The sequence below is a fragment of the Umezawaea sp. genome, from assembly GCF_057122925.1.
Map to the genome: position 1 here is coordinate 201,628 of NZ_DBNGPQ010000039.1, position 15,532 is coordinate 217,159.

The 15,532-nt window shown below is 71.2% G+C and carries 13 protein-coding genes; 3 read left to right on the forward strand and 10 right to left on the reverse strand.

Translation table 11 applies throughout. The features are described from left to right. Window positions 1–33: 33 nt before the first annotated feature. Window positions 34–423 carry a MerR family transcriptional regulator gene (locus tag AC156L_RS06530; RefSeq protein WP_330876370.1) on the reverse strand — a complete coding sequence of 130 codons (390 nt, stop codon included), beginning with the start codon at window positions 421–423 and terminating at the stop codon, window positions 34–36. 175 nt (window positions 424–598) lie between these two features. On the opposite strand from AC156L_RS06530, the gene AC156L_RS06535 reads away from it, so the two are divergent. Then, window positions 599–1,081: a hemerythrin domain-containing protein gene (locus tag AC156L_RS06535; protein WP_330876371.1), complete on the forward strand. Its 483-nt coding sequence runs from the start codon at window positions 599–601 to the stop codon at window positions 1,079–1,081. A 212-nt stretch (window positions 1,082–1,293) separates the two neighbouring features. Here AC156L_RS06535 and AC156L_RS06540 read toward each other — a convergent pair whose 3' ends face one another. From AC156L_RS06540 to AC156L_RS06560, 5 genes are all read right to left on the reverse strand, one after another. Beyond that, the gene (locus AC156L_RS06540) at window positions 1,294–3,558 is read right to left on the reverse strand and encodes a catalase (protein WP_330876372.1); all 2,265 of its coding nucleotides are present in this window, start codon (window positions 3,556–3,558) and stop codon (window positions 1,294–1,296) included. A gap of 902 nt (window positions 3,559–4,460) precedes the next feature. Next, a complete protein-coding gene (locus tag AC156L_RS06545; protein WP_330876373.1) occupies window positions 4,461–5,597 on the reverse strand; it encodes an esterase/lipase family protein in 1,137 nt (378 codons plus the stop codon). Window positions 5,598–5,699: 102 nt separating this feature from the next. Then, on the reverse strand, window positions 5,700–6,209 hold the full coding sequence (locus AC156L_RS06550; RefSeq protein ID WP_330876374.1) for an STAS domain-containing protein: 510 nt from the start codon (window positions 6,207–6,209) through the stop codon (window positions 5,700–5,702). A gap of 514 nt (window positions 6,210–6,723) precedes the next feature. Beyond that, window positions 6,724–8,865, reverse strand: coding sequence for a GAF domain-containing SpoIIE family protein phosphatase (locus AC156L_RS06555; protein ID WP_484406679.1), 2,142 nt, complete (start codon window positions 8,863–8,865; stop codon window positions 6,724–6,726). A gap of 266 nt (window positions 8,866–9,131) precedes the next feature. Then, window positions 9,132–9,398: a GlsB/YeaQ/YmgE family stress response membrane protein gene (locus AC156L_RS06560; protein ID WP_259628091.1), complete on the reverse strand. Its 267-nt coding sequence runs from the start codon at window positions 9,396–9,398 to the stop codon at window positions 9,132–9,134. 341 nt (window positions 9,399–9,739) lie between these two features. Here AC156L_RS06560 and AC156L_RS06565 point away from each other — a divergent pair, with 341 nt between their 5' ends. After that, on the forward strand, window positions 9,740–10,087 hold the full coding sequence (locus tag AC156L_RS06565) for a DUF6292 family protein (protein WP_330876376.1): 348 nt from the start codon (window positions 9,740–9,742) through the stop codon (window positions 10,085–10,087). Between the two features lie 23 nt (window positions 10,088–10,110). On the opposite strand, the gene AC156L_RS06570 is transcribed toward AC156L_RS06565, so the two are convergent. Continuing rightward, window positions 10,111–10,542 carry an ATP-binding protein gene (locus AC156L_RS06570; RefSeq protein ID WP_330876377.1) on the reverse strand — a complete coding sequence of 144 codons (432 nt, stop codon included), beginning with the start codon at window positions 10,540–10,542 and terminating at the stop codon, window positions 10,111–10,113. 510 nt (window positions 10,543–11,052) lie between these two features. Between AC156L_RS06570 and AC156L_RS06575 the strand changes: the two genes are divergently transcribed. Then, the gene (locus AC156L_RS06575) at window positions 11,053–11,868 is read left to right on the forward strand and encodes an FkbM family methyltransferase (RefSeq protein ID WP_330876378.1); all 816 of its coding nucleotides are present in this window, start codon (window positions 11,053–11,055) and stop codon (window positions 11,866–11,868) included. 16 nt (window positions 11,869–11,884) lie between these two features. On the opposite strand, the gene AC156L_RS06580 is transcribed toward AC156L_RS06575, so the two are convergent. The 3 genes from AC156L_RS06580 to AC156L_RS06590 are packed head-to-tail and all read right to left on the reverse strand — an operon-like array spanning window position 11,885 to window position 15,170. After that, window positions 11,885–13,183 carry a glycosyltransferase gene (locus AC156L_RS06580; protein ID WP_330876379.1) on the reverse strand — a complete coding sequence of 433 codons (1,299 nt, stop codon included), beginning with the start codon at window positions 13,181–13,183 and terminating at the stop codon, window positions 11,885–11,887. Next, complete coding sequence (locus AC156L_RS06585) at window positions 13,177–14,178, reverse strand: glycosyltransferase family protein (RefSeq protein ID WP_330876380.1); 1,002 nt, start codon at window positions 14,176–14,178, stop codon at window positions 13,177–13,179. The genes AC156L_RS06580 and AC156L_RS06585 overlap by 7 nt, the downstream gene beginning before the upstream one ends. Then, entirely contained in the window at window positions 14,175–15,170 is a 996-nt protein-coding gene (locus tag AC156L_RS06590) for a glycosyltransferase (RefSeq protein ID WP_330876381.1), read from the reverse strand. Before AC156L_RS06590 ends, AC156L_RS06585 begins: the two co-directional genes overlap by 4 nt. Between the last annotated feature and the right edge of the window lie 362 nt (window positions 15,171–15,532).

The window sequence follows — 15,532 nt, forward strand, 5'->3', positions numbered from 1 at the left end:
AAAGGGCAAGCGGCTGAGGCGCGGGTCACAGCATCAGGCCGACCGGGTCACCGGTTCCGCGGACAGCGCCGCCCGGTGCCTGCTGTTGGCCTTGATCAGCATGTCGAGCGCGTTCCTCGTGTCGACCAGGTGCGCGATGTCGGCGTCGATCCGGTCGCGCTCGCGCGTCATGGCCGCGAACGTCTCCTCGGCGACGTCCAGGTCATCGGGGATGTCCACGCACGGCAGCACGGTCGCGATCACCCGACTGGACATGCCCGCGTCGAACATCTGCCGGATGAGCGACACCCGCTGGACCTGGGCGTCGGAGTAGTGGCGCTGCCCCGCCTCGGAGCGCGAACTGGTCAGCAGACCCTGATCTTCGTAGTAACGCAGGGAACGCGCACTCACGCCCGTGCGCTTGGACAGCTCGCCGATCCGCATCCCTCAAGCGTACGTCCGCGTGCTCCGGGTCCACACCGTTGGACGTCCGAGCGGTTGTCGACACCGGTTGAACCAGCCGTCCTGTGGGCAACCCCAGACGAACTGGCCGTGACGGCGAACGACGGGACGTCGTCGCGAATCCGGAACCTGTTCACCGACATCAGGGAAGGCAATCATGTCCACCGATGCGATCGTTCTGCTCAAAGAGGACCACAAGACGGTCGAGAAGTTGTTCAAGCGGTTCGAACAGGCCGACGACGACGCTCTCCAGGAGAAGAGGGAGCTGGTCGACTCCATCATCGAGGAGCTGACCGTGCACGCCTACATCGAGGAGGAGATCTTCTACCCCACCGCCCGCGAGGCCGTGCCGGAGACCGAGGACCACGTCCTGGAAAGCGTCGAGGAGCACCACGTCGTGGCGTGGATGCTGTCCGAACTGCACGGCATGGATCCGAAGGCGGAGAACTTCGACGCGAAGGTCGCCGTGCTCACGGAGAACGTCCGCCACCACGTCGAGGAAGAGGAGCAGGAGTGGTTTCCCGAGGTCCGCAAGGCCTTGGGGCGCAAACGCCTGCAAGAACTGGGTGCGCGCATGATCACGGCGAAGGCCGACGCCCCGCGCGACCCGCTCGCGCTGCGCAGCGCCGCCTCGAAGTAGTGGAAGGCCCCCGCTCCGTCTCGTCCGGTCCGGACGAGACGGAGCGGGGGCCCGACGTCAACTCCTGGTCATCGCCGACGACGCGTGCTCGGGACCGCGGATGACCGCCGCCCCGAGCACCTGCCTGCCCCGACCGCCACCCGCGCGGATCGGCCTCCGGCCGACGACCGCACGCGACGGGTCCGAGCCGCCGCACCGGTCCTGACCGGCTGTCAGGCGATCGACGCGGGGAAGCGTTCCCACACGCGGTGAGCGCCGAGGAGCGCCGTCACCTCCGTGAGCACCGTCGACGGCTGGTCCCCCACCACGATCCCCGGCCCCGCGGCACAGCCCGCGGTCTCCAGTGCGACGCGCCCGTTGTTCCACGCGCCGATGGCCTTCGCGTGGCGGAAGCACTCCTGGATCATGAGGATCACCCGCGGGTCGACGGTGCCACCCGGCGCCCCCGCCTTGTCGTCCCTGGCGGGCAGGGCGTCGACACCGGGCGGCGGGCTGCCCGCGAGCAGCAGCGCGTCGAACTCGATCGACCGGGCGGTGAGGAACGTGCGCTGGGCGACCAGACCGCTGTCGGCGTCCAGGGGTCCGCCGGTCGGCGCGATCAGCAGCGGCACCATGTCCGCGGCCAGGATCGACTCCCGGACCGCGCGCACGCCGTCGAGGTCGGCGGGGTCGACCACGATGCCGATGATGCGCCCGTCGGTCGGCCAGGTCTGGCCGATCTGGGACAGCGCGGGGCTGGGGGTGACGTCCTTCGGTCGTTCCGCGGCCTTCGGCGCGGGCAGTCCCAACCCTGTGGCCACCTCCTGGCACAGCACGGGGTCCACGTTGGCCAGCACGGCGAGCTGGCGCTCCTTGATCGCTTGTTCGTAGCACTTGCCCAGTTCGAAGGTGAACGCCCGCACGACGTGCTCCTTCTCGACCGGCGAGAGGCTCTGCCAGAACAGCCTCGACTGCGTGTAGTGGTCGGCGAAGGAGGCCGGGGACTGCCGGACCTTCGAGGACTTCGGCAGTGGTTGTGCCACTTCGAGGAACGGCCGGTCTTCGACGCCCGCCTCGAACGGGTTGCCGCCGTCGAGGGTGTTCGGCTTGTACGGTGCGACGCCCGCGTGCACGGCGTGCTGGTGGAAGCCGTCCCGGAGCATGTCGTTGACCGGCACGTGCGGGCGGTTGATGGGGATCTGGTTGAAGTTGGGTCCGGCGAGCCTGGTGAGCTGGGTGTCGAGGTAGGAGAACAGCCGTGCCTGGAGCAGCGGGTCGTCGGTGACGTCGATGCCCGGCACGAGGTTGCCCAGGTGGAAGGCGACCTGTTCGGTTTCGGCGAAGTAGTTCATCGGGTTGCGGTTGAGCGTCAGCATCCCCACCGGCTGCACCGGCGCGAGCTCCTCCGGCACGATCTTCGTCGGGTCGAGCAGGTCGATGCCCTCGAACGTCTGCTCGGGATTGTCCGGGAAGACCTGCAAACCGAGTTCCCACTGCGGGTACGCGCCGGACTCGATGGCGTCGGCGAGGTCGCGGCGGTGGAAGTCCGGGTCGACACCGCTGATCATCTGCGCCTCCTCCCACACCAGGGAGTGCACGCCCAGTTTCGGCTTCCAGTGGAACTTCGCGAGCGCGGTGCCCCCCTCGGCGTTGACGAGGCGGAACGTGTGGACCCCGAAGCCCTCCATGGTCCGGTAGGACCGGGGGATGCCGCGGTCGGACATCTGCCACATCACGTGGTGGGTGGCCTCGGTGTGCAGGGACACGAAGTCCCAGAACGTGTCGTGCGCGCTCTGCGCCTGCGGGATCTCCCGATCCGGGTGCGGCTTCGCCGCGTGGATGATGTCGGGGAACTTGATGCCGTCCTGGATGAAGAACACCGGGATGTTGTTGCCGACCAGGTCGAAGTTGCCTTCCTGGGTGTAGAACTTCGTCGAGAAGCCCCTGGTGTCGCGCACGGTGTCCGCCGACCCGCGCGACCCGACGACCGTCGAGAACCGCACGAACACCGGCGTCTCGACGCCGTCACCCAGGAAGCCCGCCCGGCAGATGTTCTCGGCCGTGCCGTACCCGACGAACACGCCGTGCGCGCCGTAGCCACGGGCGTGGACGACCCGCTCCGGGATCCGCTCGTGGTCGAAGTGCGTGATCTTCTCTCGCAGGTGGTGGTCCTGCAACAGCGTCGGGCCCCGCTCCCCCGCCTTGAGCGAGTGGTCGGTGTCGCGGAGGCGCGCCCCGCCCGAGGTGGTGAGGTACTCGCCCTGCTGGCCCTTCGACAGCTTCGGAGCGCCGGTGGGAGCGCCGGTCGGCGTGACCGTCTCCGGCCCGGTCTGGTCGGGCTTGGGTTTGAGCGGGCCGCGCGGCTCGGTCGGTTCGACGAGGGCGGGCGGTTCGCTGTTGGGGGCGCCGGGAATGGGGGGGTTCACCAGCTCGGCGACCTTTTCAACGGCCTTGGAAAGGGCGGTCTTGACGAGCTTGCCCGGCTTGCTGGGGGCCACTTCGTCCTCCTCGTGGTGGTGGGCACGTCCCGGACGAGTACCCACGTTTTCGTGCCCCACTCCAGATGACCCGGATCAGATGACGAGCCGCGGTGAGCGGGTCCGGGGCACGACCGAACCCGCCTGCGAGCGGGCGTGGGGGCCACGTCGCCGCCACCGGGACCCGCAGGCACCGGCGTCGTCGGTTCTCCCGCGGGAAGGAGCGCACCGGCCGAGGCTCAGCGCCCGCACTCCCCCGGAGGGCGTGCGGCGATCGGGCGTCACGGTGAGGCGACCGAGAACCCGCCGTCCGCGCGCGTCGACTCCGGGACCTGGTTCCTCGTGGTTCCCCCTGGGCCATCAGGCCTCTGCAGCACGAGGGGCCCCGGCGCCGTAGCGCCGGGGCCCCGAGGGTTGTTGGATTCCACTTCCACCTAGTCGACCGTGAGATCGACATCCTCTGTCCGCAAAGCCCGCCCTAGAAGCGGACGCTGCGTGGATCGCGTGTGCGTAACCGAAGACCACCTTCCAATCCGATGGAACCGCGGTACCCGCCAGGCGGAGTTCACCCTGGAACGGGCGATCCGATGGTGTGCAACCCTTCCCTTCTCCTCTGACAACCAACTCGTGCACTCACGCGACGATCGGCCTCCGGACCTGATGCACGTGCCGGAATCACTTCGCCGATCATCCTTGGCCCACTGCCGAGGAGCCCCTTCACCGTCTGGCTCCAGCACGTCCGGCCGTCTCGCACCTAGCTCACGGGTAGTTCGTCATCTCCCGTGCCACTGACTTTCTCTCTTCCAACGAGGAGAAGACTACACACATCCACCAGCGAATGTCTACCCCCGCCACCACAGGTTTACTCGTTCGAGTGATTGAGGGATCCTCGCAGGGGGTCGACGCGAGCGGTGGGACCGGCCTCAACCGGCCCGTTCCTCGATCTCCACGACCGAGCGCGGTCCCCCGTCCCCTGCTCGGCCGGTCGTGCTCAACCAGTCGAGCAGGGTCTGGTGGACGGTCTCGTGGCGCACCAGGTCGAAGTGGGTGAGCCCGCCCAGCCACCGCCGGTCGGCGTTCCGCTCTGGATCGGCGGCGCTGGAGGTGCTCACCACCAGGTCACCGACGACACGGCTCAGCACGCTGTCCTCGGAGCGGGACACCGTCGCGACCACGTACAGCTGCCGCACGCCATCCGGCAGCACCGCGTCCGACGGCCCGCTGTCCTGGCCGCCCGCCCACTGGTGCTCGTGCAGCAGCCCCCCGGCCAGGTCCTTGATGCCGTCGCTGCGCAGCGCGAGCAGCCAGGACAGCGGCGCGGCAGGTCGGACGCGGGCGAGCAGCGCCGCGACGCGGGCGGCTGACCGTTCCAGAGGCGCTCCGGCGTGAGGAGTCCCCAGGCACACCAGCCTGCTCACCGACGAGACCCACCCAGCCGCTCGCGCGTTGCCCTGGTGCACGGCGCTGCGCGCCACCAACCCACCCATCGAATGCCCCACCAGCACGACGTCGGTGACCTCCACCGGCCACCCGTCGACCAACTCGTCGAGCAGGTGGTCCAGCTCACGGCCGTTGTCGGAGACGTGGCGGCCGGAGTTGTAACGCAGGTAGACCGGGGTGCACGCCAGAGCGGTGGCGAGCTTGCTGCCGAAGTCCGTGCCGGGACGTTCCCGTCCGAGTGGATCGGTGTGGAACCAGGAGCGCTCGGTGTCGACCAGGCCGTGCAGGAAGACCACCAGGCGTCCCGTCGCCGAGGGGAACGCCGCCGCGAGCGAGTCCCGGTCCAGGCGGAGCCCGCGGTGGTCGAGTCGAACGGACATCGCCGCGGGCGGGGCGTCACCGCGCGAGGCGGCGTGCTCGCCGAACGCGCCGTTGGCGAACCCGACCACTCGTTGCCCGGTCGTGGACTTGACCAGCGCTCCGGGGATCCGCGCCTTCGAGACGGCCAGGTCCGGCAGCGATCGGACCGTGTCCACCACGGTGTCGACCACCCGGGTCACCAGGTCGGTGCCGAGGCGGCGCCCGTCCGTCGGGACGGGTGTCGCTGGGCCGAGCGCCATGCGGGTGCACCTCGTCCTTCGGTGGGTCTCACCGCGGAGTCAGCGGCCCACGACGGATACCCCCGATCGACGTCGAACACCCGTGTCCCGGCGTGGCACCGGTCATAGGTCGTTCCGGGTCGGTGCGAGCGCTTGCGAACGGGTCCGACAGACGTTCAACCGCTTGTCCAGGCCGCCGAGCTCCAGCACGCGGAGCACCGCTCGTCCGCTCGCCACCACCCTCAGGCGGGTGCGACCCCCGGCCCTGCGGTGGGCGGCGACCAGTTCCGCCAGCCCCGCGCACGCGAGGAAGTTCACGGCGGACAGGTCCACGACCATCAGCGCGGGGCTGGGCACCGCGGCGGATTCGAGTGCGCGGCGCAGGATCGGCGCGGTGTTCAGGTCGATCTCGCCCTCCACCACGAGCACGATCGCCTGGTTGTCGGCCAGTGCCGTCACCGCCAGCGCGGGCGAACCGCCTCGGCCGACCACGACGGGCGGCGGTGGGCCGAGCGACGACCGGGGTGTCGGGACCGCGTTCAGCGGGGTCGAGTTCGCGGTTGGCGTCGCACGGTCGGCCCGAGCCGGAGAAGGACCGGTGTCGGAATTGGTGTTGGACTCAGCGAATGTCATGGCCGGCTCCCGGACGGCCCCCGATCGCCCGACACGCCGAAGCGCGATGCGCGAAAAGCCGCCTGCTCACGTGAGATCTCGTCGTGAGGGCGGGATCAAGGCACTCTCGGCGGAGGACGACGTCATCGTACCGCGCCCACGGCTGGCCGGCTGATCTTGACATAACCGCTGCCGATTTCCGGCCCGTACGAGGACGGGGCCCGCGCGAGTGGCCGGATCGACATCGCCGCCGACGTCCGGGTGACGACTGGTGGGACGACCTCGGCCCGCGGCTGGGCGGGGGTGCGTCCCCGCAGCCTCGTCGACGCCGTCCCGTGTGCGCCCGCACCACGCCCGTGGCGTGCGCGGCCACGTCCCCGCGTCGGTGGCCTCACCGCGCGGCAGCGGGCCGGGCACGTCGCGGTGGAGGTCCGGGCGGCCCCGGTCGTGCCACCCCGACCCGGAGCGGGCCCGAGAAGACCGCCGCGGCGCCGAGCGCGGGCGGAAACCGTTGCGGAGCAGGCCGGTCCGGCGATCATCGCGGGTCTCGGGGCCTCGCGGTCAGCACGAGTGCGGCCTGGTCGTCCTCCCCCTCGTGGCCGTCGGTGAACGCGGTCACCGCCGTGATGAGCGCTTCGAGCACGTCCTGGGCGCGGGGACGAGCAGCACGCCCCAGTGCGACGTCCATTCCCGAGTCGTCGAACTGGGAGCCGTCGGAGGCTCGTGCTTCGGTGATGCCGTCGGTGACCACCACCAGGCTCTCACCGGGGTTCAGGTCGACGCGGTGGGTGCGGAGGTGCGGGTCCGCGACGACGCCGAGGAGCATGCCAGGGGGCTCGACCGCCGTGACGGTGCCGTCGGCGAGCACGAGCCGGGGGGCGACGTGCCCGGCGCGGACGAGGTCGACCGTCAGGTGTCCGCCGTGGTCGTGCAGGTGGCCGTAGACGAGCGTGACGAATCCGGAGCCGTGGCTGCCTGCTCGGTCCAGCAGGGCGGTGTTGACGGCCTTGACGACGGCCTGCGGTTCGGGCAGCACGCGGGCGATGGCGCGGGCGGTGTGGCGGACCAGTGCGGTCGTGGTGGCGGCCCTGGCTCCGCGACCGCAGACGTCCCCGATCATGAAGGCCCACCGCCCGTCGGACAGCGGGAACACGTCGTAGAAGTCGCCGCCGATCTCCAACCCCTCGCCCGCGGGGTGGTGGTAGGTGGCCAACTCGGCACCGGGCAACCGCGGGAGGTCGGGCAGCAGGAGGCCCGCTTGCAGGTCGTGCGACAGCCGTGCCCGCTCGGTGTGCTGGCGGGCGTTGCGCGCCGACAGCGACGCCCGCGAGGCGAGTTCCTCGACGAGGTGGACGACGCGCCCGTCCAGCGGAGGCCCGTCCTCGGTGCTGAACAGGGTCAGGGTGCCGAACACGTCTCCCCGGTCGGTGAGCGGGACGCACAGGTGACCGGTGATGGCGAGGGCGTCCCACGGACCGGAGCCGGTGGGTGGCCTGCGAGCGATCTCGGTGGTCGCCGTGGCCAGCACCCTGGTCACGGCACCGGGTTCGGGGGTGTGCGCGGTCAGCAGGTCCGTCTGCGCGGCGGTGGGCGTCGCCGTGGCGATCCGCCTCACCCGACCCGCGTCGACGACGTCGATCGCGCACAGCGGGGCCAGCGCCGGGACGCACACGTCGGCCAGGCACTGCAAGGTCTGCGCGTACTCCGGGCAGCGGGCCAGCGCGGTTCCCGCCGCGAGCAGGAAGGCCAGGTCGTCGCGAGCAGCCTTCTCCTTGGCCTCGGCGGCGGCGTGCGCCCGTTCGGTGTGGTGGCGCTCGATGGCCAGCGCCGCGGTGTCGGTGAACACCCTGGCGAGGGCCAGGTCCGTTTCCTCGGGGTGCCGCGGGCTGCGGTGGTACATCGCGAAGGTGCCCAGCAGGCGGCCGTCGCGGGCCAGGATCGGAGTGGACCAGCACGCCGCCAGCGAGGCGGCGGCCGCCAGTTCCCCGAAGTCCGCCCAGAACGGGTCGTCCGCGATGTCGCTGACGACGACCGGGCTGCGGCGGTGGGCCGCCGTGCCGCAGGAGCCGATCCCCTCGCCGGTGGCGATCCCGTCGATGGCGTCGTTGTAGAAGTCCGGCAGGCTCGGTGCGGCGCCGTGCCTCAGGTGCTTGCCGTCCTCGTCGGCCAGCAGCACCGAGACCAGGGTGCCGGGGGTGAAGTGCTCGATCACCCGCACCATGCCGTCGAGCACCTCGCGCAGCGGCGCCTGCCGGGCGATCTGCTCCAGCAGCGCCCGGTGCTCGGCGATCAACCGCTGCGCGTGCCTGGTCCGCGTCGTCTCCACCGCCAGCACCACCACACCGATGACGTTGCCGCCCGCGTCGCGCCTCGGTTCGTGGGTGAAGTCGAAGTACGCCTCCCGCGCCGCTCCTGCCTCACCGAGCACGATCCTCGCGTCCCGCGCCGAACAGGGGGTGCCGGTGCGGTAGACGCCGTCGAGCAACGCGATGACGCCCTGTTCGGCCAACTCGGGAACCAGGTGGCCGATCGGCGTTCCGGTGCGCACGCGATCCCCGCCACCGATCGCCTCGACGAACGCGCGGTTGGCCGACTCCACCACGTGCGCGGGTCCCGACAAGGTGGCGAACGCCGCGCTGGACTGCCCGAAGAGGGACCGGATGTCCGCATCGTCCACCGAACGCGCGTCTGGTGACGGATCCGTTCCGCTGGTCGAGTCGTCGTCGTTCCGCATCGTCGTCCCCAACCCGGTAGCGCAGACCGTCCGGGTGGTCCCGCAACGTCCTCTGACCATCACCCTCTTTGCGCCCACGTCACCCGTGGTGCTCGGCGGGCGACCCCAGGGGCCTCCCGTCGCGACAGCGGCGTGAACACCTGCCGCGCCAACGCGAGGGAGCCCCGGCCGCCGTGCGGCGACCGGGGCTCCCTCGTGCAAGTGCGTCGTCAGGCGTGCGCGCGTCGACCGGTGACGAGGCGGTAGATGCCCAGCAGCACCAGCGAGCCGAGGATGGCCAGCAGCCACGTGCTCAGGTCGAAGAAGTTGTTGATGTCGCTGTTGAACAGCGCGCGGCCGATGAAGCCACCGAGGATCGCTCCGACGATGCCGATCAGCATCGTGACGATGATGCCGCCGGGGTCCTTGCCGGGCATGATCGCCTTCGCGATGGCACCCGCGATGAGGCCGAGAACGATCCAACCCAAGATACCCACTGCGCTTCTCCCTCGTCCGACACCCGCGGCTGACTCGACGCCGCTCTCGTCCTGCTCGATGGAGGAATTCCCCGTGAGCGCGAACCTCAAACACGCGCCGGGTCGAACCGTGAGCGGTGCCGCCGCCGGGGGCGCACCGCCGGGACCCGCGGTGGTCGTGGACGGCCTGGTGAGCGGATCCCGGAGCAGCGACGCCCGGTCGTGTCGACGCTGGTGCTCCGCTTCGGCGCTCCACCGTGGACACCGGGCGCGAGGATCGCGCGACCGGCCACGCGGGTACTCGCGACCACGTCGAACAGTCGGCGTCGGCACATCCGGGCGAGTTGCGGGGCGGTCACGACATGGACGCGGACTTCGACCACGAGGTGACGCGGAAGCTGCGCCTCCAGGCGCGGCAGATCAGTGAGGCGCTCGGCCAGCAGGGCGAGAGCTGGTGCGTGGAGGCGGTGCGGCCCGACGCGCTCTACCTCGCGGTGGAGGGTCGTCTCCCGAGCTTCCCCGACGACGACCTGGCGTTGACCTGGCGGGAGAAGCGCGGGTGGTTCGCGGTCGTGGAGCACCGTGGCGACAACCGCCTTCACGAGATCGCTCACTTCGGCGTGCGGGGGAAGCCGTCTCCCCGTGAGGTGGCCGAGTGGGTCGCGGGCCTGCTGCGGGACGATCCGCCGCGCCTGGCCGACACCGCTTGAGCGGGTCCCCCTCCGCCGCCGTCCTACTGGCGGTCGCGGAGGGTCACCTTCGCCGAGCAGGGGACCTCCGCCCACACGGTCTTGCCCTCCGCTCTCGAATCCACGCCCCAGGCTTCGGACACGTGCTCGACGATGACCAGTCCTCGACCGCGACCGTCACCCAGCCGCGACCGGCCGAGAACGGGTCCACCAGGTGACGCGTCATCGACCTCGACCCGGACGACGTGCGGTTCCGACGACCTGCGCAGCCGGATGCGGCGGGGGTCCTGGGCGTGGTCGAACGCGTTGCTCACCAACTCGTTCGCCACCAGCACGCAGTCGTCCCGGACGTCGTCGCCCAGATCGGTCAAGACCTCGTCGACCCAGCGACGCACCACCCTCAAGTTCTGGACCCGCGTGTCGAGGTCGAGGGTGAAGGCCGTCTGCTCCGGTTGCGCAGCATCTCCGCCGGTCATGTGCTCCGCACTCCTTCTGCTGGTGCCTGCTCGTGCGGTGCGTTCACCACTGCTCGTGGGACGAGGTCGATCACGGACCCGGAACCGGCGAAGCGGGGTGCCCCAGGAGCGCGCCCGCGTCGTGGAGGTGCCGCAGGACCTCGCCGCAGGAGGCTCGCACACCCGCCTCCGGCAAGCCCGCTTCCTCGAACTCACCGGTCAGGCACGCGAAATCGCCGCCCCGCGGAGGGACAGGAGCGCGAGCGGTGGAGCCGGGCGACGAGGTCATGGCGTGCCTTCCAGGCGATCGAGCCGTTCTCGGAGTGTTTCCGCCGGTACCCGCTTGAAACCCCGGAACGGACCTCGCACTCGGCACGGCCGCGGTCGGCGTCCCCGCACCACCACCGCCACCCGTCGGCGCGATGGGGCTGCGCATCGAACTGGCGGGCGCGGTGCGGCGGGACGAAGTACGGTTCACGCCAGTGGACGAGTGCCCCGTCCACCCCACCTGGCGAACGAGAACGGAAGACCATGCACCAGGACACGAGCTCGCCGACCGGGCTCGTGCGCGTGCGGGTGGCCGATGACCTCGCGGTCCTGACGCGGGACGGTCGATGGGCCGCGGGCGAGGCCCACTACCTCTACCACGAGATCTTCACCCACGACGACTACCTCAAGGACCTGCCGCGGCTGCCGCCGAACGCCGTCGTCGTGGACGCGGGCGCCAACATCGGCCTGTTCGCGCTGCGAATCGCCAGGGAGTGCCCGGAAGCGCTGGTCGTCGCGGTGGAACCCGTTCCCCCCACGTGCGCGCTGCTGCGCCTCAACCTCGCCGACGTCGCCGTTGACGAGGTGCGCGTCCTGGAGGTCGCGCTCGGGGAGTCGTCCGGGCGAACGGTGCTCACGGCCTACACGCACCTCTCGGCGAACTCGACGGGGCGTCCGCAGGAGAAGCCCGCCTCGTGGGTGGCGGCCATGCGCGGTGCCCAACCCGATCCGGCCGCGGCCGACGAGATGCTGAGCACCAGTTCGGTCGAGGTCGACGTCGTGCGCCTGTCGCAGGTGCTGCCGAGGGACCGGTCGCGGATCGATCTGGTCAAGGTGGACGTCGAGGGCGCGGAACTGGAGGTGCTGCGCGGCATCGACGACCACGACTGGCCGCGCATCGCCGCGGTCGTGATCGAGGTGCACGATGTCGACGGCCGTCTGGCGGAGGTCGAGCGCCTGCTCGCGCGCCGCGGGTTCTCCTGCACCGTGCGGGTGCCCGCCATGATGTCACCGGACCTGCGGCACCACATCGTGACCGCGAGGGCGAACGACACCGCCGATCACCTCGCCGCCGGGTGAGGACGAGGGACGACCGTCACCGCCACGAGGAGAAGAACCCCTCCAGCGTTCGGCCGCGCTCCTCCCTCGCGCCGAGGTCGATCCGGTGGACGCCGAAAGCCCGCCGCAGGACCTCGTGCCGCTCGAAGCGGTGCGCCCACCGACGTGCGCGGCCGACCGCGCGGGTGGACCACGCCACGGCCAGCAACTCCCCCTCCTGGACCAGGTCCACTCGACCGACGTCGGATCCGGTGATCGACTCCACCGCGCGGTGGACTGCGGACACGGGCAGCGGCCCGTGCACGGTGAGGTGGACCCGTGCTCGACGCGCCTGGTCCTCCGTCCACGGTGCCACTCGCACCACCCCCTCGTAGGTCTCCAGCAGGCGCTCGTCGTCGACCGGGAGCCGGATACCGAGGTCCCGGTGGTCTTGGCGCAGGAGCGAGTGCACCGTGCGCACCACGTGGTTGAAAGGCCCGTCGGCGCGCACGGTGGCCAGCACGTCGAACACCACCCCGGCCAACGGGGCACCGCGGGTCGCGGGCTCGGGTATCACGGCGGCCAGCCGTGCGCTCTGCGCGTCCAGGACGTCGGTGCTGTCCCCGCGCCCGCTCCAGTCCGGTCCGTCGTGCCACGCGACGGCCGTGCGCTCGTGCACGAGCACGGCACCCGCGTTCCACGCGCGGTAGGCGAAGTCCCAATCCTCCCCGCCGTAGCCCACGAACCGCTCGTCGAAACCGTCGAGGTCGAGGAACAGCTCCTTCCTGCACGCCATCACCGCTCCGATCACGAAGCGGAAGCTGCGGCCGTCGGCGTTCAGCAGGTTCTCCGTGGCGGCGTAGGCATCTCGCAGCCATGGTGGTTCGTCGAGGGCATCGGCGTCCCCCGGCTGCTCGTCATCGGCGAGCCGGGAGAACGACGTGTGCCTGCGGCGGCCCACGGCCAGCACGTCGGGGCAGAGACCGATGTGGTGCACCACGCGTTCCACGTACTCCGCTTCGGGCACGGTGTCGGCGTCCAGGAAGACCAGGACGTCACCCGTGCTGTGCCGGACCGCCAGGTTTCGGACGGCCGCGGCGCGGAACCCCTCGTCGGGCTGGCTCACCACGAGGGTCTCGACGCCCCGCACGGCGAAGGCGGGGGTGACGGCCGACCCGTCGTCGGCCAGCACCACCTGGGACGGCCGCAAGGTCTGGCGTTGCAGGGCGGACGCCATCCGGCCCAGCAGGTGGTGCTGTTCGAAGTGGGTCACGACGACGGTCACGGCGGGTTCCTGCCGCGGGTACCCCGTCACCGAGTCCCACCGGTTGTGGGGTACCAGGACGTCGGTCAGCACGGTGGCCCACCCGGTCGTGCTCGAAAACCGGCCAGTTCGGAGCGGTAGAGGGCGACGTGCTCGGCGCCGGTGTCCTGCCATCGCGGGCGGCGTGGCAGCCGTGTCGTCCCCGTGTCCTCCAGCGCGCGGGAGATGTGCTCGACCAGGTCGCGTTCGTCGTTCCCCAGCAGCAGGGTGCCCGGATGGCGGCGTTCGATCTCGGTGCTGTACGGACCGGCCCAGGTGATCGGTCGCCGCAGGCAGGACAGCCAGGACAGCAGGGAACCGCTGGCGCTGACGTCGCGGTTGAGCATCAAGGGGACCCCTGCCGTCGCGGCCACCGAGGAGAACCGCGCGTCGGTCAGGTGTCCGGTGATGACCAGCGGCACGCGTCTGCGCTCGGCGTGCCGTCGCAGACGGTCCTCCAGGTCGTGGTGCCCGGTGCTGGTGGCCCCCGCGGCGATCACCGCGGGGGCACCGCCCGCGCGGTCGCGGCCCACCTCCGCGGCCAGGTCGATCGCGTCGTCGTGCCCCTTGCCGGGGTAGAGGTAGCCGAGCAGGACCAAGGACGAGGACGTGCCCGCGGGGCTCTCGGCCCGAGCCGGTGCCGGTTCCGGCGGGAGCGGCAGATCGATGTGGTGCGGGGTCTCGCCGGTCAGCTCGGCGATCTTGCGCGCTTCGTGCTCCGCGGAGACGACGACGGCGTCGCTGGCCTCGACGACGGCCGCGTAGCCCGCGCAGCGCGCTCGGTCACGACGGCCCTGGCCGCGGGGATCGGGAACGTCGTGCACGGTGACCACCAGCGGACGGCGGGCTCCCTCGGCCCACCCGCGGTAGGTCCGAGCCGCTTCCCCGATCGTGGGGCCGAACAGGGCGTCGGTGAAGTGGGCGTGCGTGAGGTCCGGCGCCTGTTCGGTGTCGAGCACCCCGTGCCGCGCGCAGAGGCGGGCGACCGCTCGCGCGTGCCGGACGACTCCGTGTCCCGCGGGCCCGGGGGCGTAGGTGTGGACCCTCATCGAAGGACCGCGGTCGACGGGCGAACAGCGGACACCACCGCGCGGTAGACCTCGTTGTGAGCGCTGGTGATGGCGGACCGGGCGACCCCCCGCTCGTCGGGGTCGGCTCGCCATCGGGGCCGCTGGGAATGCGCGCGGCGCAGTGCGGCGTCCAGGCCGTCGAGGTCCAGTGCGGTCTCCGTGCGGTGGTAGAGCAGGCAGGGAGCCTGCTCCTGGTAGAACCCGCAGTCCGGGGCCAGCACCGTCGTCCCCAGGTCGTAGCAGGCTTCCAGCCAGCCCGAGTGGGTGCCGAACCGGTGCGGGAGGACGGACACGTCGAGGCCCTCCAGGTAGTCGTACAGCTCGGAGTCGGAGAACGGCGGCCCCACCGTGACGGCGACACCGCGCTGTTCCAGTTCGTCCGCGGCGCGGCGACCGTCCTCGTCGTCGTGGGCGTGGACCACCAGCCGCGAACCGGGCAGCGTGGACGTGGTGCGCGCGAGCTGCTCGGCCACGGCGACGGCGTCGCAGTTGGCGCGCATGCTCTTCGCGTGCACCCCGACCACGAACCGGTCGCGCTCACCACGCGCGGACGTCCGACGCGCTCGCTCCGGGTCGACCACGTGCGGGTGCGGGACGACCGTCGCGACGCGCCCCCAGGTGGAGGCGATCTGGTCGGCGGCCCCCCTGGTCAGGGTGATGACGGCGTCGGCTGAGGGGATGAGCACGTCGAGCGCCTCGCGGTGCGGGCCGGGGTCGACCTGGTGGGGGTTGCGCAGGTCGTGCACGGTGAGGACCAGGGGTTTGCCGAGGGCGCGCAGGGTTTCCACCACCGAGCGCAGGTCCCGCGCGGAGAGGTGCTCGTAGCCGAAGTGCAGGTGCAGCAGGTCGAACCGCGCGTGGTGGGTGCGCAGCCACCCGGGTTCCAGCGACTGGTGCGGCCACCAGCGACCGGGGGGCGCTCCCGGCACCGGCGGGTCGGGGAGGACGAGGAAGCCAGGGGTGGCGCTCACGTCCGAGATGTTGCGGATGTAGGGGTGCCCCGCCGGCACGGAGGCGACTCTCAGCTGCCGTTGCACAGGTCCCGGTTAGCCCTCGTCCCTCGTGACCAAACACGACGGCGACACACCTGTTCGGGTGAAGTGGAACGAGGTGTGCCGTGGCCGCGTTCAAACCTCGGAGCCGGTTTTTCACCGGATCACGTCCGGTCGCGGGGCGCACCGGCGCGAAACGGTCCACGATGGACCCGTGAACCACGACCACCGCTCGCCCCGCTCAGCCCCGTGCACGCGTTGACGTGCGTCCACGGTCACCGTCCGCTCGTTGTTTCCCCCGTTCCAGCGCGGGTATCTCCGTCACGGGGGACGACACCCGC

What these genes read in the sequence shown, in the direction of transcription:
- AC156L_RS06530 (WP_330876370.1), bottom strand. Translation starts at nt 423, where the DNA reads ATGCGGATCGGCGAGCTGTCCAAGCGCACGGGCGTGAGTGCGCGTTCC.
- AC156L_RS06535 (WP_330876371.1), top strand. Translation starts at nt 599, where the DNA reads ATGTCCACCGATGCGATCGTTCTGCTCAAAGAGGACCACAAGACGGTC.
- AC156L_RS06545 (WP_330876373.1), bottom strand. Translation starts at nt 5,597, where the DNA reads ATGGCGCTCGGCCCAGCGACACCCGTCCCGACGGACGGGCGCCGCCTC.
- AC156L_RS06550 (WP_330876374.1), bottom strand. Translation starts at nt 6,209, where the DNA reads ATGACATTCGCTGAGTCCAACACCAATTCCGACACCGGTCCTTCTCCG.
- AC156L_RS06565 (WP_330876376.1), top strand. Translation starts at nt 9,740, where the DNA reads ATGGACGCGGACTTCGACCACGAGGTGACGCGGAAGCTGCGCCTCCAG.
- AC156L_RS06570 (WP_330876377.1), bottom strand. Translation starts at nt 10,542, where the DNA reads ATGACCGGCGGAGATGCTGCGCAACCGGAGCAGACGGCCTTCACCCTC.
- AC156L_RS06575 (WP_330876378.1), top strand. Translation starts at nt 11,053, where the DNA reads ATGCACCAGGACACGAGCTCGCCGACCGGGCTCGTGCGCGTGCGGGTG.
- AC156L_RS06585 (WP_330876380.1), bottom strand. Translation starts at nt 14,178, where the DNA reads ATGAGGGTCCACACCTACGCCCCCGGGCCCGCGGGACACGGAGTCGTC.